This window comes from Xanthomonas sp. SHU 199, from assembly GCF_000364665.1.
Lineage (GTDB): Bacteria > Pseudomonadota > Gammaproteobacteria > Xanthomonadales > Xanthomonadaceae > Xanthomonas_A > Xanthomonas_A sontii.
The window spans coordinates 1-18001 of sequence record NZ_AQOI01000022.1; the positions used below are offsets into that span (position 1 = coordinate 1).

Sequence of the window (18001 nt, forward strand, 5' to 3'; positions counted from 1 at the left end):
TGGCGGCGACGCGCCGGCCCAGCAGGGCGGCGGCGGCCAGGCGTCCGAAGGCGGCGAGCCGCGCGAAGGCCGTGAGCCGCGCGACGGCGGCAACAACAACCGCTTCAACAATCAGAACCAGAACAACCAGAACAACCAGCAGGGCAACCGCCGCGATCGCTTCCGCAATCGCCGCGACCGCGACCGCAACCAGCGCGGCGGCGACCGCTTCCAGGACAACGGCCTGCCCAGCGACAACGGCGGCAACGAGCCGTTCGTGCCGCGCCCGCACGCCAGCGTGCCGGAAGGCTTCCCGATCTATTCGCTGAGCGATCTGAAGAAGATGCCGGCGCAGAAACTGCTGGACATCGCCGAGCAGCTCAACATCCAGGACGGCGTGGCCCGCGCGCGCAAGCAAGATGTGATCTTCGCCCTGCTGAAGGTGCTGACCCGCCACGGCGAAGGCGTCGCCGCCGACGGCGTGCTGGAAATCCTGCCGGACGGCTTCGGCTTCCTGCGCGCGGCCGAGGCCAGCTACCTGGCCGGCCCGGACGACACCTACATCTCGCCCAGCCAGATCCGCCGCTTCAACCTGCGCACCGGCGACCACCTGTCCGGCCGCATCCGCTTCCCGAAGGACGGCGAGCGCTACTTCGCGCTGTCGATCGTCGACACCATCAACGGCGAACCGCTGGAAGCGAGCAAGAACAAGGTCCTGTTCGAGAACCTGACCGCGCTGTTCCCGCGCAAGCGCTTCACCCTGGAGCGCGGCAACGGTTCCTCGGAAGACATCTCCGGCCGCATCCTCGACCTGATGGCGCCGCAGGGCAAGGGTCAGCGCGCGCTGATCGTGTCCCCGCCGAAGGCCGGCAAGACCATGCTGATGCAGCAGGTGGCCACGGCGATCACCACCAACCATCCGGACGTGCACCTGATCGTGCTGCTGATCGACGAGCGCCCGGAAGAAGTGACCGAAATGCAGCGCACCGTGCGCGGCGAGGTCATTTCCTCGACCTTCGACGAGCCGGCCGCGCGCCACGTGCAGGTCGCCGAAATGGTGATCGAGCGCGCCAAGCGCCTGGTCGAACACAAGAAGGACGTGGTGATCCTGCTCGACTCGATCACCCGCCTGGCCCGCGCCTACAACAACGTGGTGCCGTCCTCCGGCAAGGTGCTCAGCGGCGGCGTCGACGCCAACGCCCTGCACCGCCCGAAGCGCTTCTTCGGCGCGGCGCGCAACGTCGAGGAAGGCGGCTCGCTGACCATCATCGCCACCGCGCTGGTCGAGACCGGCAGCAAGATGGACGAGGTGATCTACGAAGAGTTCAAGGGCACCGGCAACAGCGAAGTGCACCTGAACCGCCGTATCGCCGAGAAGCGCGTGTATCCGGCCATCGACATCAACCGCTCCGGCACCCGCCGCGAGGACCTGCTGATCGAGCCGGAACTGCTGCAGAAGATATGGATCCTGCGCAAACTGCTGCATCCGATGGACGAGATCGCGGCGATGGAATTCCTGCTGGACAAGATGAAGAACACCAAGTCCAACGACGAGTTCTTCGGTTCGATGAAGCGCTGAGTCCAGCGCCGCTTCGACCGCAACGCCCCGCTTCGGCGGGGCGTTCGCGTTTGTGGCCATCGGTCATGCCCGGTGACGTGCCGATACAGGGTCCGACGGTCTTTCGACGTGGGCGCGAGTGAGATGGGCGGCATTCGCCCCGCCGCGCCCGCCGCCATGCCCGTCAACGCCGACACCGCCGTCAGCAAGGTCGCCCCGGTCACTCTCGGTTTCTGGGTGATGAAGATCTGCGCCACCACCCTGGGCGAGACCGGCGGCGATCTGCTGTCGATGACCCTGGATGTCGGCTATGCGCTGAGCAGCGTGCTGCTGCTGGCGGTCTTCCTGGTCTCGCTGTGGGCGCAACTGCACGCTCGCAACTTCCAGCCATGGCGCTACTGGTGGGTGATCCTGACCACCAGCACCGCCGGCACCACGCTGTCGGACTACATGGACCGCAGCCTGGGCCTGGGCTACGCGCAGGGCGCGCTGCTGCTGGTGAGTCTGCTGGTCGCGGTACTGGCGACGTGGTGGCTGTGCGAACGCAGCCTGTCGGTCGAGCGGATCGGCAGCGGCCGCGCCGAGGTCTTCTACTGGCTGGCGATCCTGGTCTCCAACACCCTGGGTACCGCGCTGGGCGATTACCTGGCCGACAGTTCGGGGCTGGGCTTCGCTGGCGGCGCGCTGCTGATCGCGGCGCTGCTGGCGGCGATCGCGCTGGCCTATGCGTTCACCCGGGTCTCGCGCACGGCGCTGTTCTGGGCGGCGTTCGTGCTGACCCGCCCGTTCGGCGCGACTCTCGGCGATCTGCTCAGCAAGCCAGCCGGCAAAGGCGGGCTGGACCTGGTTACGGTCGGCGCGTCGCTGCTGCTGGCCGCGCTATTGCTGGCGGTGCTGGTCGTCTCGACCCGGCGCCGCGACGGCGATCGCCGCGCGGCACGCTAACGTCGGCGGGTGGTCTACGCGGGGCAGCCCGGCCTGTAAGACCGGGCGAACACCGTCGCCGATCAACCGCCCTGCAGCGGCGTCAGCAGGCGCGGGCCGCCGTTGCCGGCCATGTACACGCCACCGGCCGGCAGCAGGTCCGGCGAGAAGCCGGCAGCATCCTCGTCGGCACTCCACGGCGCGCGCTGGCGCGGGCCAGGCACGTAGCTCATCCAGCGGCCGTAAGCCGACGGCGCACCCTGGCGGGGCTGGTCGAGCAGCGCGTAATCGACTGGCACGCGCACGTTCCAGTACGGCGCATCCACGTGCTTGCCTTCGCTCGGCGGGCGGAAGGTCCACTTGCGCGCCGCGCCGAGCGCGCTCTTGCCCAGCAGGTCGCGCAGTTGCTGCATCTGCTGCTCGGACGCCACCACGCGCAAATTGACCTGCTCGACAACGGCATCGGCCACGCGGCCATCGCGGCCCACCTTGAGCACCAGATACGCCGAGCCCGCGGCACCGACGCTGTAGGCCGCTTGCGGATAGGCCGGCGGCTTCATCTGAATCGCGGTCACCACGCTGTGATCGCTCGGATCGTAGCGGGTAAAGTCGGCACTGCGGATCTCGATCTGATAGTCGTCGCCTTGCAGGCGTTTGGCGACCAGTCGCAGGGTCATCGGCGCGCGCGCCGGCACCGGCTTGCCATCGCGCATGCCCGGCTCGAACTTCCACTGCATCACGCTGTTGCGGACGAAGCCGACCACGCCCTCGGGCAGGCGCTCCTGCTGATCCAGCGCCAGCGCCGACACCGTGCCGCTGGGCTCGATGTCGATGGTGCCGCTCACCAGCATGCTGCTCTCGATCTGCTTGCGCACCGCGCCGGGACCCGCCCCGTCGGCGGCCACGGCGGCGAACGCCAGCAGCAGCGAGAGCACGGCGCTCCAGCGCCACCACGAACGGAGGGATCGACGGTGCATCGCGCATTCCTTTGCCTGAGATGAGGCGCCGATTACAACGCACTGGCGGCCCGCCGGCAACTCAGGCCAGGCGCAGCGCGTCCGGGTAAGGCGGCGCGTCCGGATAGTCGTCCTCGCGCAGCCGCGCCTGCAGGTCGCGCCACCACTGCGGATCGAACAGCTCGCCGTGTGCGTGGCGCACTGCCTCCAGCGAAGCCGCGGGCAGGCCCATGAACATCGCGAAGCGCTCCGGGAACACATCGCGCGGGGCGACGTGGAACCAGGGTTCGGCGGACATCGCCTCTTCCTCGTTGCGCGGCTGCGGCCAGTCGCGGAAGTTGCAGTCGGTGACCAGGCACAGTTCGTCGTAGTCGTAGAACACCGCCCGGCCCTGCCGCGACACGCCGAAGTTCTTCAGCAGCATGTCGCCGGGGAAGATGTTGTTGCGGGCCATGTCCTTGATCGCCTGCGCGTAGTCCAGCGCGGCCTCGCGCGCGGCCTCCGCGCCCTGCTCGCGCAGGTACAGGTTCAACGGGCGCAGGCGCCGCTGCACGTAGCACAGCTCGACGATCAGGTCGTCGCCATCCTCGCGCAGGCTGCGCGCGCAGCCCTCCATCAACTCTTTCAGCAGCGCCGGCGCGAAACGCGTGCGCGGGAAACGCAGCGAGCGGTACGGCTGCGCGTCGAGCAGGCGGCCGACGCGATCGAGGTTGAACACCAGCGCGTACTTCTCCTCCACTTCCTCGCGGCTCATCGTCTTCGGATAGGCGAAACGGTCGCGGATCAGCTTGAACACCAGCGGGTAGCTGGGCAGGGTGAACACCGCCATGACCATGCCCGGCGTGCCTTCGGCATGCACCAGCTGTTCGTTGGGATGCGCCTGGAAGTGGCGGAAGAAGGTGCGGAAGCGCTCGGTCTTGCCCTGCTTGGCGCGGCCGAGCATGGTGTACAGCTCGTCGATCGGCTTGTGCGGCAGCAGGCTGCGCAGGAACACCACCGCATCGCCGACGGTGGCCAGGTCGGCCTGGAAATAGCTGCGCGAGATGCCGAACAGCTGCGCCACGTCGTTGCGCTTGGTCAGCACCGCCTCGGCGCGCAGGCCCTGTTCGTCGTTGACCAGGGCGATCACACACGGCGAGAAGCGGTGTTCGCCGAACACACGGCCGATCAGGTAGGCACGGCGCTCGCGATAGAACACCGTCTCCAGCAGTTCGATGCCGCGCACCGGGTTCTCGCCCCAGTGGGCGAGGTCGTCCTGCAGCCGCACCGCGATGGCCGCCGCGCAGCGCGTGCGGTGCGCGTACGGCACGTCGAAGCGGTAGTCGCCGAGCACACGCACGAACGCATCCACCGGCCGCGCCTCGGACACCACGTAGTTGTGCCGCGCCACCGGGTGGGTGATGGCGTCGGTAGGCTCGATGTCCAGCGCCACGAACTCGATCTGCGCGTCCACGCCCTGGGTGCGGAAGAAGCGCCGGGTCAGGGTGTTGTAGAAGGTCTTGTACAGTTCCTGGTCGATCAGCGCGGCGATCAGCTCGGCGTAGTGGTCGCGCGCACGGATCCACAGCGCGCGATCGTGCGCCTGGCCGAGCAGCACCGCGCGCAGGCGCAGCATGCACTCGGCGATGCACTGGTCGTACAGGGCGATGCGTTCGATCGCATCTTCGCGCGCGGCGCTCCAGTCGCGGGCCTCGAAGCGCTGGCGCGCACGCGAAGAGATCTGCGCGAAGCGCGCGTGGTAGTCTTCGAACGCCTCGAAGACGATACGGCCGATGACCAGGGCACGGCGTTCGGACGGCAGCGGCAGCGGCGTGGAGGACATGGCCGCAGTGTACCCAGGTGGTGGCGTCGCGCGGGTGTCGGGCACCCTGCCGCGCTCCGTCTCGTGCGCCCATCCAGCGACCTGCTTCGCCAGGATCGAGCCGGACGCAGGTCGGCCGCAGAAGCGGCTTCAGCTGCGACCGGCCGTACCGGGAACGCCCTGTCGCGGCTGAAGCTGCTCCTACCGGGCGCTTCCTGCGCCGGAAACGCAAAGGGCCGCCCCGAGGGGCGGCCCTTGCGTCACATCCAGTTCGGGCGATCAGGCGTTCAACGTCGCCAGGGCGTCGTTGAGGGTCTTGCTCGGCCGCATCGCCTTGCCGATCAGCTCCAGGTTCGGACGGTAATAGCCCTGGATGTCGACCGGCTGGCCCTGCACGCCGTTGAGCTCGGCGACGATGGTCGCTTCCTGCTCGGTCAGCTGCTTGGCCAGCGGCGCGAAGCGCGCCTTCAGCGCGGCGTCCTCGTCCTGCGCGGCCAGCGCCTGCGCCCAGTACATGGCGAGGTAGAAGTGGCTACCGCGGTTGTCCAGGCCGCCGACCTTGCGCGAGGGCGACTTGTCGTTGTCCAGGAACTGGCCGTTGGCCTGGTCCAAGGTGCGCGCCAGCACGCCGATGGCGGCGTTGTGGTGACGCTGGCCCAGGTGCTCCAGGGACGCCGCCAGCGCCAGGAACTCGCCCAGCGAATCCCAGCGCAGGTAGTTCTCTTCGACGAACTGCTGCACGTGCTTGGGCGCCGAACCGCCGGCGCCGGTCTCGAACAGGCCGCCGCCGGCCATCAGCGGCACGATCGACAGCATCTTGGCGCTGGTGCCCAGCTCCATGATCGGGAACAGGTCGGTGAGGTAGTCGCGCAGCACGTTGCCGGTGACCGAGATGGTGTCCTCGCCCTTGCGGATGCGCTGCAGCGAGAACGCGGTGGCTTCCACCGGCGGCAGGATGCGGATGTCCAGGCCGTTGAGGTCGTGATCCTGCAGGTAGCGCTCCACCCTCTGGATCATCAGCGCATCGTGGGCACGCTGCGGATCCAGCCAGAACACCGCCGGGGTGGCGCTCAGGCGCGCGCGCTCGACCGCCAGCTTGACCCAGTCCTGGATCGGCGCGTCCTTGGTCTGGCACATGCGCCAGATGTCGCCGGCTTCCACCGCATGCTCCAGCAGCACCGTGCCGCCGGCATCGGTGACGCGCACGGTGCCGTCGACCGGGATCTGGAAGGTCTTGTCGTGCGAACCGTATTCCTCGGCCTTCTGCGCCATCAGGCCGACGTTGGGCACGCTGCCCATGGTCGCCGGATCGAACGCGCCGTGCAGCTTGCAGTCCTCGATCACCGCCTGGTACACGCCGGCGTAGCAGCGGTCCGGGATCACCGCCTTGGTGTCCTGCAGCTTGCCCTCGGCGTTCCACATCTTGCCGGAATCGCGGATCATCGCCGGCATCGACGCATCGACGATCACGTCGCTGGGCACGTGCAGGTTGGTGATGCCCTTGTCGGAGTTGACCATCGCCAGCGCCGGGCGCTGCGCGTACAGCGCCTGCAGGTCGGCCTCGATCGGCGCACGCTGCGCCTCCGGCAGGCTGGCGATGCGCGCGTACAGGTCGCCGATGCCGTTGTTGGCATCGAAGCCCACCTGCTTGAGCGTGGCGGCATGCTTGTCCAGCACATCGCGGTAGAACGCTTCGACGACCACGCCGAACATGATCGGGTCGGAGACCTTCATCATCGTCGCCTTCAGGTGCAGCGAGAACAGCACGTCCTGCTGCTTGGCATCGGCGATCTGCGCCTGCACGAAGGCGGCCAGCGCACGCTTGCTCATCACCGCCGCGTCGATCAGCTCGCCGGCCTGCACCGCGGTCTTTTCCTTCAGCACGGTCACCGCGCCGTCCTTGCCGACCAGCTCGATCCTGACGCTGCCGGCCTGTTCGATCAGCGCCGAACGCTCGCTGCCGTAGAAATCGCCGGCGTCCATGTGCGCCACGTGCGACTTGGACTCGGCGCTCCATGCGCCCATGCGGTGCGGGTGCTTGCGTGCGTAGTTCTTCACCGAGGCCGGCGCGCGGCGATCGGAATTGCCCTCGCGCAGCACCGGATTGACCGCGCTGCCCTTGACCTTGTCGTAGCGCGCCTTTGCTTCTTTCTCTTTCTCGTCCTTCGGCTCGTCCACGTAGTCCGGCAGCGCATAGCCCTGCTGCTGCAGTTCCTTGATCGCGGCCTTGAGCTGCGGCACCGAGGCGCTGATGTTGGGCAGCTTGATGATGTTGGCTTCCGGCGTGGTCGCCAGCTGGCCCAGCTCGGCCAGGTCGTCGGCGATGCGCTGGTCCTCGCGCAGGTATTCGGGGAACTGCGAAATCAGGCGGCCAGCCAGCGAGATGTCGCGGGTCTCAACGGCGATGCCGGCAGTGCCGGCGAACGCGGCGACGATCGGCAGCAGCGACTGCGTCGCCAGGTACGGGGCTTCATCGGTGAGCGTGTACAGGATCTTGGGCGTATTCGACATGACGCGACGGATGACCTCTGGCAGGGGGAAATAGGCAGCACCGACAGTACGGCGGCGTATGTTTTCTTGTAGGTTCGCGATGCCGCCAACCGCCGGACATCGGCCTTCCATTGTCGCGTGTCTGCCGGCTGCGGGCAAAGCGCGGGTGCTTCATGCCCGGCGCAGCGCTCTAGAATGCCTCGATGACGACCGTCTTCTCGCCCGTACAGATCGATCGGCGCATGCTGCTGACGATCACCGAGGCTCGCTATTACGAACGCGGCCTCGCCTACGCCGAGGACGGCCGCGTGACCCTGCTCGCCGCAACCGCGCACACCGTGGAGGCCGAGGTCGCCGGTAGCGAGGTCTACACCGTGCGCCTGCACTGGCGCGACGGCGGCCTGGACGGGGAATGCGACTGTCCGGTCGGCATGCAGGAGGAGTTCTGCAAGCACCAGGTGGCAACCGCCCTGATTTGGGCGCGCACGACAGATGGCGACGCCGCGCCGCGCAAGGGCGCAACGCCGACGGAAGACCCCGGGCGAAGACTGCGGCAATGGCTGTCCGAACAGACACCGCAAACCCTGCAGGCGCTGCTGCTGGAGGCCGCCGAGCACAACCCGGCGCTGCGCCAGCGGCTGCTCAGCCAGGCACAACTGGCCAGTGCGCCGCCGCAGGACTGGCGCAAGGCGGTATCGACGCTGCTCGGACGCAAGCGCTTCATGGACCACCGCGACAGCATCGCCTACGCAAAGCGCCTACGCCCGCTCAACGCCCTGCTCGAACAGGGGCGGCAACGCGACCCGGCGGCCGCCCTCGACCTGCACGAGTACGCCTTCGACCGCCTGCTGACGATCTACGCCGATTGCGACGATTCCAGCGGCCATATCGGTCAGTGCCTGCGCGCGCTGGCGCAACTGCATCCGCAGTTCGTGCGCAGCGCCAACCCGCGCGACCTGGCCAAGCGCCTGTTCGATTTGCGCCTGCGCGACGAATGGAGCCTGCTGCCGCCGCTGCGCGACTATGGCGAACTGCTGGGTCCCTCCGGTATCGCCGCCGTGGAGCATCACACGTTGCGCGCACTGCATGGCGCCGACGGCCACAGCGTGCGCCTCGCCGCCGAAGCGCTGCTCGAAGAGCTCGCCCATTGCGGGGGCAATGTGCAGACCATGCTGGAGTGGTTTGCGAACCGCTGCCACAGCGCCTGGGACCACCTGGACATGGCGCGGCGCTGCACCGAGCATGGCCGCGCACGCCAGGCCATCGAATGGCTCGAACGCGGCGTCAAGACCCATTCGCAGGAACCGCGCCTGCTCGCCGCGCTCGCCGACGCCTATATGCGCGAGGGCTTTCCCGAGGACGCGCTGCAACTGCGCTGGAATGCCTACGTGCTGCAGCCGTTCGAGGAGACCTATCTGGCCCTGCGCGACACGGCGCAAGCGCTGGGCGGCTGGGAGCAGTGGCGCGAACGCGCCCTGCAGGCGCTGGAGGGCGGCACCTCCCGCAACCCTGCCCGCGCGCGCGACCTGCGCATCGTCCTGCTGCTCGCCGAAGGGCAGGCGGTGCGCGCCCTGGACCTGGCCCGCGACCATCTGCACGACCTCACCTTCGCGACCCGCAACAGCCTGCTGACGCAGGCCGAGGCGCTCGACCCCGCGACCGCCCTGACCCTCTGCGACAGCTTGATCGAGACCGCCGTCGCGCAGACCAATCGCCAGGGCTACCTGACGGCGATCGATCTGCTGCAGATGCGACAGCGACTGTGCCACAGCCTGGGCGACGCGTCCGGTTTCGTCGCCTACTGCGACCATCTGCGCCAGCACTACCACCGCAAGCGCAGCTTCATCGAACTGTTGGACGCGCATCTGCCGCTGGTGACCGGAACGCGTTGAGCCCGGGCGCTTGCGGACGACCGCCGCCTCCATGCCGCCACGTCCATTTGTCTACGACTTCCGCGCGCCGATGGCGCATTTTCTGCGGGCTGCCAGCAGCGCTGGCGTGCTTTCCATAGGGAATGGAAGCAGGGGGACATCGTGGACTTCTACGCGCACTCGACCGAGCGTCGGGATCGTGGCGATTGGCAGGGGCTGGCCGAGCATCTGAATGGCGTCGGCGAACGCGCCGCGGATCATGCCGCTGCGTTCGGCGGACAGGTGATGGCGCGGGTGGCCGGGCAACTGCACGACCTGGGCAAGTACACCCGCAAGTTCCAAGCGCGCCTGCGGGGCGATCCGGCCAAGGTGGATCATGCGACCTGGGGCGCGCGCATCGCCTGCGAGCGCTATGGCCAGACCGGCAGGCTGCTGGCCTACGGCATCGCCGGGCATCACACGGGGCTGGCGGACGGACGCCGCGACGAGCTGTCCTCCCGCCCCTCGTTGCACGAACGCTTGTCGGAAGACTATCTCCTGCGCGAGTTGCCGCCGTTGCTGGCGGACTGGGAGCGAGAGGTTCTGCTACCGGCAAGGCTGGAGTTGCCGACAAGCCTCAAGATCCATCCCCGCCTCGAGCGCCGCGCATTCCAGATGACGGTGCTGGCACGGATGATCTTTTCCTGCCTGGTCGATGCCGATTTCGTCGATACCGACGCGTTCTACCGGCGCATCGAGGGCCGCGGCACGCGCGCAGAGGACATCGGCGAGCGGCCGACCCTGGAGGCACTGCGCGAACGGCTGGACAGGCACCTGGCCGGCTTTCCCACCGAAGGCGGCATCAACCCGGTCCGCGCGGCGATCCTGCGCGAGGTGCGGGCCAAGGCGCACCGGCGTACCGGCCTGTTCTCGCTCACCGTGCCGACCGGCGGCGGCAAGACCCTGGCCTCGCTGGCGTTCGCCTTGGATCATGCCATCGCGCATGGCTTGCGCCGGGTGATCTACGTGATCCCCTTCACCAGCATCGTCGATCAGACCGCCGCGGTGTTCCGCGATGCGCTGGGCGCGCAGGGCAGCGACGATGTCGTGCTGGAACATCACAGCGCGTTCTTCGACGATCCGACCAAGGCGCCGCAGGCGATCGAGAAACGCAAGCTGGCGATGGAAAACTGGGACGCGCCGATCGTCGTCACCACCTCGGTGCAGTTCTTCGAGAGCCTGTTCGCCGACCGACCCTCGCGCTGCCGCAAGCTGCACAACATCGCCGGCAGCGTGGTGATCCTCGACGAAGCCCAGACGTTGCCCCCGAAGCTGCTGCGCCCATGCGTGGCACTGCTGGACGAACTGGCCCGCAGCTACCGGGTCAGCCCGGTGCTGTGCACCGCCACCCAGCCGGCGTTGCGTCAGGACCAGGGTTTTCCCGGCGGCTTCGAAGACGTCCAGGAACTGGTGGATGCGCCGGAGAGGCTCTACACGCGACTGCGCCGGGTGCGTGTGCGTCATGCCGGGACGCTGGACGATGCCGCGCTGGCCGAACGGCTGCGGCAACGCGAGCAAGTACTGTGCATCGTCAACAACCGCCGCCACGCCCGTGCGCTGTTCGACGCCATCGTCGACCAGCCGGGCGCTCGCCACCTGACCACGTTGATGCATGTGCGGCATCGCAGCGTTGTGTTGGCGCAAGTGCGGGGCGATCTGAAAGCGGACCGGCCATGCCGGCTGATCGCAACCAGCTTGATCGAAGCTGGGGTGGACGTCGATTTCCCCACTGTGCTGCGTGCGGAAGCGGGACTGGATTCGGTGGCGCAAGCGGCCGGGCGCTGCAATCGCGAAGGCGGGCGCCCGGCGGAGGCCAGCGAGGTCCTGGTGTTCGCGCCAGTCGATTGGCAGCCGCCACAGGAAACGAAACTGTTCACAGAGGTCTTCCGCGACGTCGAGCGCACCCATCGCGACGACCTGCTGGCGCTGGACGCGATCCACGCCTACTTCCAGGGACTGTACCGGCGCCTCGGCGACGGCAGTCTCGACGACAAGGCGATCCTGACGCTGTTGCGCGATGCCCTGATCGACGACCTGCCCTTCGACACAGTGGCACAGAAGTTCAAGATGATCGAGACCGCCATGCGTCCGGTGATCGTGCCCTACGCGCCCTACGCTCCCGACCCGGATGCAGAAGTGTCCGAGGTCGCCGAGGTGCTGCGCCAGTTGGAACACGCCGATCAGGTCGGCGTGGCCGGCGCCGCCCGCCGCCTGCAACCATGGCTGGTACAGGTTCCCGAACAGGCATACCGAGCGCTGTGGCAGGCGCATGCCATCGCCCCGGTCGCGCCCGATCGCTACGGCGAGCAGTTCGTGCGCCTGTGCAACCCGCGGCTGTACGACGCACGGTTCGGGTTGCATTGGGAAGATCCACAGTTCCTGGAGGCTCAGGGCAACGTGTGGTGAAAAAGGAATGGAAATCAAATATTTCTAAATATCCCGTTGCTTCGCATTAAAACTAGAAATAGGGTCAGGACACCCAATGCCATGCAGATGGTCGAGCGATGCCTCAGCCTGCCAAAGACGAAAAGGACTCCAGCTATTCCATCAGTCTGCGATTGCGCATCGAGGGGCGAGAAAAGCCCTCCGTATGGCCTTGGGTACTGGTCGTTCTCTTTGCGCTTGTGCTGGGTACCCCTTGGCTCCGAGGGCTGCTCAAACAACTGTTCTGAAAGAACGCGGATTGAAACTAATGTGATGCAACGGGAGTAAACCATGCCCCTCTCCTCGGAGAGGGGCATTCCGTGGAAACACGCTCTCATGGGCGGGAGAACAAGGATGAGTTACGGAGTCAGGCTCCATGTCTGGGGCGAGCGGGCGTTGTTCACGCGCCCGGAAATGAAAGTAGAGCGGGTGTCCTACGACATCATCACGCCGTCTGCCGCACGCGGCATTCTCGAAGCGATTCACTGGAAGCCGGCGATCCGTTGGGTGGTGGACAGCATCCAGGTGCTCAAGCCGATCCGCTTCGAGTCGATCCGCCGCAACGAAGTCGGCGGCAAGCTGTCGGCCGCCAGCGTCGGCAAGGCGATAAACGCCGGGCGCACCGATGGCCTGGTCAGCTACATTGAGGAGGACCGGCAGCAACGCGCCGCCACCCTCCTTCGCGATGTCGGCTACGTGATTGCCGCGCACTTCGAGTTGACCGACAAGGCCGGCCCGGACGACAACGTCGGCAAGCATCTGGACATCTTCAACCGCCGCGCGCGGCGCGGGCAGTGCTTCCAGGCGCCCTGCCTGGGGACCCGCGAGTTCCCCGCCAGCTTCACCCTGCTCGGCGACGACGACCCGCCGCCGGCCAGCGATCCAGGCTTGTCCGGGGAACACGACCTGGGCTGGATGCTGCACGACATCGACTTCGCCGACGGCATGACCCCGCGCTTCTTCCGTGCGCAGATGGTCGATGGGCTGGTCGCGGTGCCGCCACCGCAGGACGGCGGAGTACGCGCATGATCCTGTCCGCCCTCGCCGACTACTACCAACGGCTTCTGGACGATCCCGATTCCGGCATCGCCGCACCCGGCTACAGCCAGCAGAACATCGGCTACACCGTGGTACTGGCCGCCGACGGCAGCGTCGTTTCGGTCCAGGACGAGCACCGCAACGAGGGCAAGAAGCGCCTCGCCAAGGCCATGCGCGTCCCCCAGCCGGAAAAACGCACCGCGGGCATCAAGTCCAACTTCCTGTGGGACAAGACCAGCTACGTCCTTGGCGTCAGCGCCAGCAGCAAGCGCAGCGCGCAGGAGCATGCCGCGTTCAAGGCGCTGCACCAGCCGGCCCTGGCCGACAGCGACGACGCCGGACTGCAGGCGCTGCTAGCGTTCCTGGCCACATGGTCGCCCGAGCAATACGCCGATCATCCTGCGTTCGCCCCGCATGGCGAAGCGCTGCTGGATACCAACCTGGCCTTCAGGCTGGAGGGCGACCCTGGCTATCTGCACGAACGTGCGGCCGCTCGTACGGCCTGGGACCGGCAACAAGGCCAGGTGGGCGATGGTATCCGCGGCCTGTGCCTGGTCAGCGGCACGCTGGCGCCGCTGGCGCGGCTGCATCCGGCGATCAAGGGGGTGAACGGCGCGCAGAGTTCCGGCGCCTCCATCGTCTCCTTCAACCTCGATGCCTTCACCTCCTACGGCAAACAGCAGGGCGAAAACGCACCGATCTCCGAACAGGCGGCGTTCGCCTACACCACCGCGCTCAACCACCTGCTGCGCCGCGACCCGCACAACCGTCAGCGGGTGCAGATCGGCGATACCACCGTGGTGTTCTGGGCCCAGGCCAGGACCACGACACAGGCGCAGAACGCCGAGGACGTGGTCGGCGCCCTGATGCGTGGCGACGACACCGAAGACCCCAGCATCGCCGACGGTCGGGCGACCCGGCGCCTGGAACTGGTCATGAAGCAGGTCCGGCAGGCGCGGCCGTTGCGCGATCTGGAAGACGGACTGGACGACGACGCCCGCATCTTTGTCCTTGGCCTGGCGCCGAACGCGTCGCGCCTGTCGATCCGCTTCTGGGAAACGCAAACGCTGGCCGGATTCGCCAAACGCCTGGCCGACCACTACGACGACCTGAGCTTGCTGCCGCCTGCCTGGAAGCGCGCGCCCACACCCGCTTACCTCGCCCTGCAGACCGCGCCGATCTACGGCGAGCACGGCAAACCCAAAGCCGAAGACGTGTCGCCCCTGCTGGCAGGTGAGCTGACCAGGGCGATCCTCGCCGGCACCCGCTATCCGCAGAGCCTGCTCGGCAGCATCGTGATGCGCTTCCGCGCCGACGGGCAACTCTCTCCATTGCGCATCGCGCTGTGCCGGGCGGTCCTGGCACGCGAGGCGCGCCTGAGCAGGCAACAAGGACTGTCCACCGACCACAAGGAACCACCCATGAGTCTCGACACAGGCAATACCGACCCCGGCTACCTGCTGGGGCGGCTGTTCGCGTCGCTGGAGAACCTGCAGCGCGCCGCGCTGGGCGACCGCATCAACGCCACCATCCGCGATCGCTACTACGGCGCCGCATCGGCCACCCCGGCAAGCATCTTCCCGGTGCTGCTGCGTAGCGCGCAGAACCACTTCGGCAAGCTGCGCAAGGAAAAAACCGGCCTGGCCGTGAATCTGGAAAAGGAGATCGGCCAGATCGTCGATGCGCTGCCGCCCAGCTTCCCCCGCAGCCTGCCGATCCAGGAACAAGGCCGCTTCGCGATCGGCTACTACCACCAGACCCAGGCGCGCTTCGCCCGCAACGACGGCCAGGACGCCCCCGACACCGCTTCCGAAGGAGAGACCGCATGAGCGCCATCGCCAATCGCTACGAATTCGTCTACCTGTTCGACGTCACCAACGGCAATCCCAACGGCGACCCAGACGCCGGCAACCTGCCGCGCCTGGATCCGGAAACCAACCGTGGCCTGGTCACCGACGTGGCGCTCAAGCGCAAGATCCGCAACTACGTTGCGCTGGAGCAGGAAGGTCAGCCCGGCCATGCGATCTACATGCAGGAGAAGTCGGTGCTGAACAACCAGCACAAACAAGCCTATGCCGCACTGAAGATCGAACCGGAAGCCAAGAAGCTGCCCAAGGATGAAGCCAAGGCACGCGAACTGACGGCCTGGATGTGCAAGAACTTCTTCGACGTGCGCACCTTCGGCGCGGTGATGACCACCGAAGTCAATTCCGGGCAGGTCCGCGGCCCAGTGCAACTGGCCTTCGCCAGCTCCGTGGAACCGGTGCTGCCGCTGGAAGTGTCAATCACCCGCGTGGCGGTGACCAACGAGAAGGACCTGGAAAAGGAACGCACCATGGGCCGCAAGCACATCCTGCCCTACGGGCTGTACCGCGCACATGGCTTCGTCTCCGCCAAGCTGGCCGAGCGTACCGGCTTCTCCGAGGACGACCTGCAACTGCTGTGGCGGGCCCTGACCAACCTGTTCGAGCACGACCGCTCCGCCGCGCGCGGCGAGATGTCGGCGCGCAAGCTGATCGTGTTCAAGCACGAGCACCCGATGGGCAACGCGCCGGCGCACGTGCTGTTCGACAAGGTGAAGGTCGAACGCGTCGCCGACAGCGACGCCGGCCCGGCACGCAGTTTCACCGATTACCGGGTCACGATCGACCGCGACCTGCCGGCCGGCGTCAGCGTGACGGATCTGTTCTGAGGCAAACGGGAGCGGGACATGGACGATGCCGACCTGATCCCGCTCTCTGCCCTGCAGCACTACCTGTACTGCCCGCGGCAGTGCGCGCTCATCCATGTGGAGCAGCAATGGGCTGAGAACCGGCAGACGGCCGAGGGACGCCTGCTGCACCAGCGCGCCGACGCGCCACAGGCCGAACGCCGGCGCGGCGTGCGCACCGTGACCGCGATGCCGCTGCTGGCGCTGGAGCTGGGCATCACCGGCAAGGCCGACGTGGTGGAGTTCCACCCCAACGGCGACGCCGACGTCGCCTTCCCCGTCGAGTACAAGCGCGGGCGCCCCAAGGCGCATCGCGCCGACGAAGTGCAACTGTGCGCGCAGGCGCTGTGCCTGGAGCACATGCTGGGACGCACGGTGCCGGCCGGTGCACTGTTCTACGGGCAGACGCGCCGGCGCAAGGAAGTGGACTTCGACGCGGCTTTACGCGACCTCACCCTGCGCACCATCACCGCAACCCGCGCACTGCTACGCGCTGGCCTGACCCCTGCCGCACGCTACGACGCCAAGCGCTGCGATGCCTGCTCCCTGATCGACCTGTGCCAGCCGCGCCTGCTCGACCGCGGCAGCGTCGCGCACTGGGTGCACGACCAACTCGATGCCGAGGAGGACTGACCATGCGCCGCCAACTCAATACGCTGTACGCCACCACCGACGGCGCCTGGCTGCGCAAGGATGGCGCCAACGTGGTCCTGGAGGTCGAGCGGCAGGAGCGCGCCCGCCTGCCCGTGCACATGCTGGAGAGCCTGGTCTGCATCGGCCGTGTCGCCGTCTCCCCGCAGTTGCTGGGCTTCTGCGCCGAACAAGGCATCAGCATCTGCTACCTGACGCCGCAGGGCCGTTTCCTGGCGCGGGTCGAAGGGCCGGTCTCCGGCAACGTGCTGCTGCGTCGCGCGCAGTACCGGCGCAGCGACGACCCCGCCGGCTGCGCCGCCATCGTCCGTCACCTGCTGGCAGGCAAGATCCACAACCAGCGCGCCGTCCTGGCGCGCGGCTGGCGCGACCACGGCGACCGGCTGACCGACACCGCGGCATTCCAGCATGCGTTGAAGCGGCTCAAGCGCATTCCGCAACGCGTGCTCGTCGAGACCGACGTGGACATCCTGCGCGGCCTGGAGGGCGAAGCGGCGCAAGCGTATTTCGGCGTGTTCGGCCAACTCGTGCGCGCCGAACACCCGTTGCTGCGCTTCGGCGGCCGCAACCGGCGTCCGCCACGCGACGCCTTCAACGCCTTGCTCTCATTCCTCTACACACTGCTCACCCACGATTGCCGCTCGGCCCTGGAAACCGTGGGCCTGGACCCGGCGGTGGGCTTCCTGCACCGGGACCGCCCCGGACGTCCCAGCCTGGCACTGGACCTGGCCGAAGAGTTCCGCCCGCTCCTGGGCGAACGCCTGGCGCTGTCGCTGATCAACCGCCGGCAGCTGCATGCACGCGACTTCCAGGTGTTCGACAACGGCGCGGTTCTGCTGAAGGACGATGCCCGCAAGACCGTGCTGGTGGCCTACCAAGAACGCAAGCGCGAACAACTGCACCACGCCTTCCTCGGCGAGAAGGTGGAGATCGGCCTGCTGCCCTTCGTGCAGGCGCAGTTGCTGGCCCGGCACTTGCGGGGCGACCTGGACGGCTACCCCGCCTTCTTCTGGAAATGACAGGGACACGCGCCGCATGATGGTCTTGGTCAGCTACGATGTCAGCACCAGCTCCCCTGGCGGCGAGAAGCGCCTGCGCAAGGTCGCCAAGGCCTGCAGAGACCGTGGGCAGCGTGTCCAGTTCTCGGTCTTCGAGATCGAAGTCGACCCCGCGCAATGGGCCGAACTTCGGCAGCGCCTGTGCGACCTGATCGATCCCGGCATCGACAGCCTGCGCTTCTACCATCTTGGCGCCAAGTGGGAAGCCCGCGTCGAACACGTCGGCGCCAAACCCAGCCTGGACCTCAAGGGGCCGCTGATCTTCTGACGCGAACCGCAAGCGACCGGCACATCCCGGCGAGGTTCGCGCATTTCGCAAGCCATTGATGCAGAAGGAAAGCGCTCGCCATCCGCACTGGACACCGACATCGACACGATCGCGCGGCACCTCCCCGGCGCCGGTTCGCGCGAATGCCGCTTTTCCTCCAACGCGTCTCTGCACTTATGCTGGGGCAGTCGCACCCTCACGGGTGCGTGGGTTGAAACTTGAACCGCCTGCCGG

Annotated in this window: 13 protein-coding genes; 10 read left to right on the plus strand and 3 right to left on the minus strand. The window is 67.5% G+C overall.

Features of this window, described 5'->3' with window-relative positions; all coding sequences use genetic code 11:
• Window positions 1–1558 (plus strand): transcription termination factor Rho (rho, locus tag D183_RS0101200; RefSeq protein ID WP_017907368.1); only part of this gene is annotated, 1558 nt, incomplete at its 5' end.
• 123 nt (window positions 1559–1681) lie between these two features.
• Window positions 1682–2482, plus strand: coding sequence for a COG4705 family protein (locus D183_RS0101205; protein WP_017907369.1), 801 nt, complete (start codon window positions 1682–1684; stop codon window positions 2480–2482).
• A gap of 62 nt (window positions 2483–2544) precedes the next feature.
• Here D183_RS0101205 and D183_RS0101210 read toward each other — a convergent pair whose 3' ends face one another.
• The 3 genes from D183_RS0101210 to D183_RS0101220 all read right to left on the minus strand — a co-directional run bounded on the left by D183_RS0101210 (window position 2545) and on the right by D183_RS0101220 (window position 7729).
• Complete coding sequence (locus D183_RS0101210; RefSeq protein WP_051067594.1) at window positions 2545–3438, minus strand: energy transducer TonB; 894 nt, start codon at window positions 3436–3438, stop codon at window positions 2545–2547.
• 61 nt (window positions 3439–3499) lie between these two features.
• Complete coding sequence (aceK, locus tag D183_RS0101215; protein ID WP_017907371.1) at window positions 3500–5239, minus strand: bifunctional isocitrate dehydrogenase kinase/phosphatase; 1740 nt, start codon at window positions 5237–5239, stop codon at window positions 3500–3502.
• Window positions 5240–5497: 258 nt separating this feature from the next.
• On the minus strand, window positions 5498–7729 hold the full coding sequence (locus D183_RS0101220) for an NADP-dependent isocitrate dehydrogenase (protein ID WP_017907372.1): 2232 nt from the start codon (window positions 7727–7729) through the stop codon (window positions 5498–5500).
• Window positions 7730–7911: 182 nt separating this feature from the next.
• Here D183_RS0101220 and D183_RS0101225 point away from each other — a divergent pair, with 182 nt between their 5' ends.
• The 8 genes from D183_RS0101225 to cas2 all read left to right on the plus strand — a co-directional run bounded on the left by D183_RS0101225 (window position 7912) and on the right by cas2 (window position 17767).
• Window positions 7912–9600: an SWIM zinc finger family protein gene (locus tag D183_RS0101225; protein ID WP_017907373.1), complete on the plus strand. Its 1689-nt coding sequence runs from the start codon at window positions 7912–7914 to the stop codon at window positions 9598–9600.
• A 141-nt stretch (window positions 9601–9741) separates the two neighbouring features.
• Entirely contained in the window at window positions 9742–12024 is a 2283-nt protein-coding gene (locus D183_RS0101230; protein ID WP_017907374.1) for a CRISPR-associated endonuclease Cas3'', read from the plus strand.
• A 372-nt stretch (window positions 12025–12396) separates the two neighbouring features.
• On the plus strand, window positions 12397–13071 hold the full coding sequence (gene cas5c, locus D183_RS0101235) for a type I-C CRISPR-associated protein Cas5c (RefSeq protein ID WP_039725800.1): 675 nt from the start codon (window positions 12397–12399) through the stop codon (window positions 13069–13071).
• Complete coding sequence (gene cas8c / locus D183_RS0101240; RefSeq protein WP_017907376.1) at window positions 13068–14909, plus strand: type I-C CRISPR-associated protein Cas8c/Csd1; 1842 nt, start codon at window positions 13068–13070, stop codon at window positions 14907–14909. Before cas5c ends, cas8c begins: the two co-directional genes overlap by 4 nt.
• Window positions 14906–15772 (plus strand): type I-C CRISPR-associated protein Cas7/Csd2, encoded by an 867-nt coding sequence (gene cas7c / locus D183_RS0101245; protein WP_017907377.1) that lies wholly within the window; start codon window positions 14906–14908, stop codon window positions 15770–15772. The genes cas8c and cas7c overlap by 4 nt, the downstream gene beginning before the upstream one ends.
• A gap of 18 nt (window positions 15773–15790) precedes the next feature.
• On the plus strand, window positions 15791–16423 hold the full coding sequence (gene cas4 / locus D183_RS0101250; protein ID WP_017907378.1) for a CRISPR-associated protein Cas4: 633 nt from the start codon (window positions 15791–15793) through the stop codon (window positions 16421–16423).
• Between the two features lie 2 nt (window positions 16424–16425).
• On the plus strand, window positions 16426–17460 hold the full coding sequence (cas1c, locus tag D183_RS0101255; RefSeq protein ID WP_017907379.1) for a type I-C CRISPR-associated endonuclease Cas1c: 1035 nt from the start codon (window positions 16426–16428) through the stop codon (window positions 17458–17460).
• 16 nt (window positions 17461–17476) lie between these two features.
• Complete coding sequence (gene cas2 / locus D183_RS0101260) at window positions 17477–17767, plus strand: CRISPR-associated endonuclease Cas2 (protein ID WP_017907380.1); 291 nt, start codon at window positions 17477–17479, stop codon at window positions 17765–17767.
• Window positions 17768–18001: the final 234 nt, after the last annotated feature.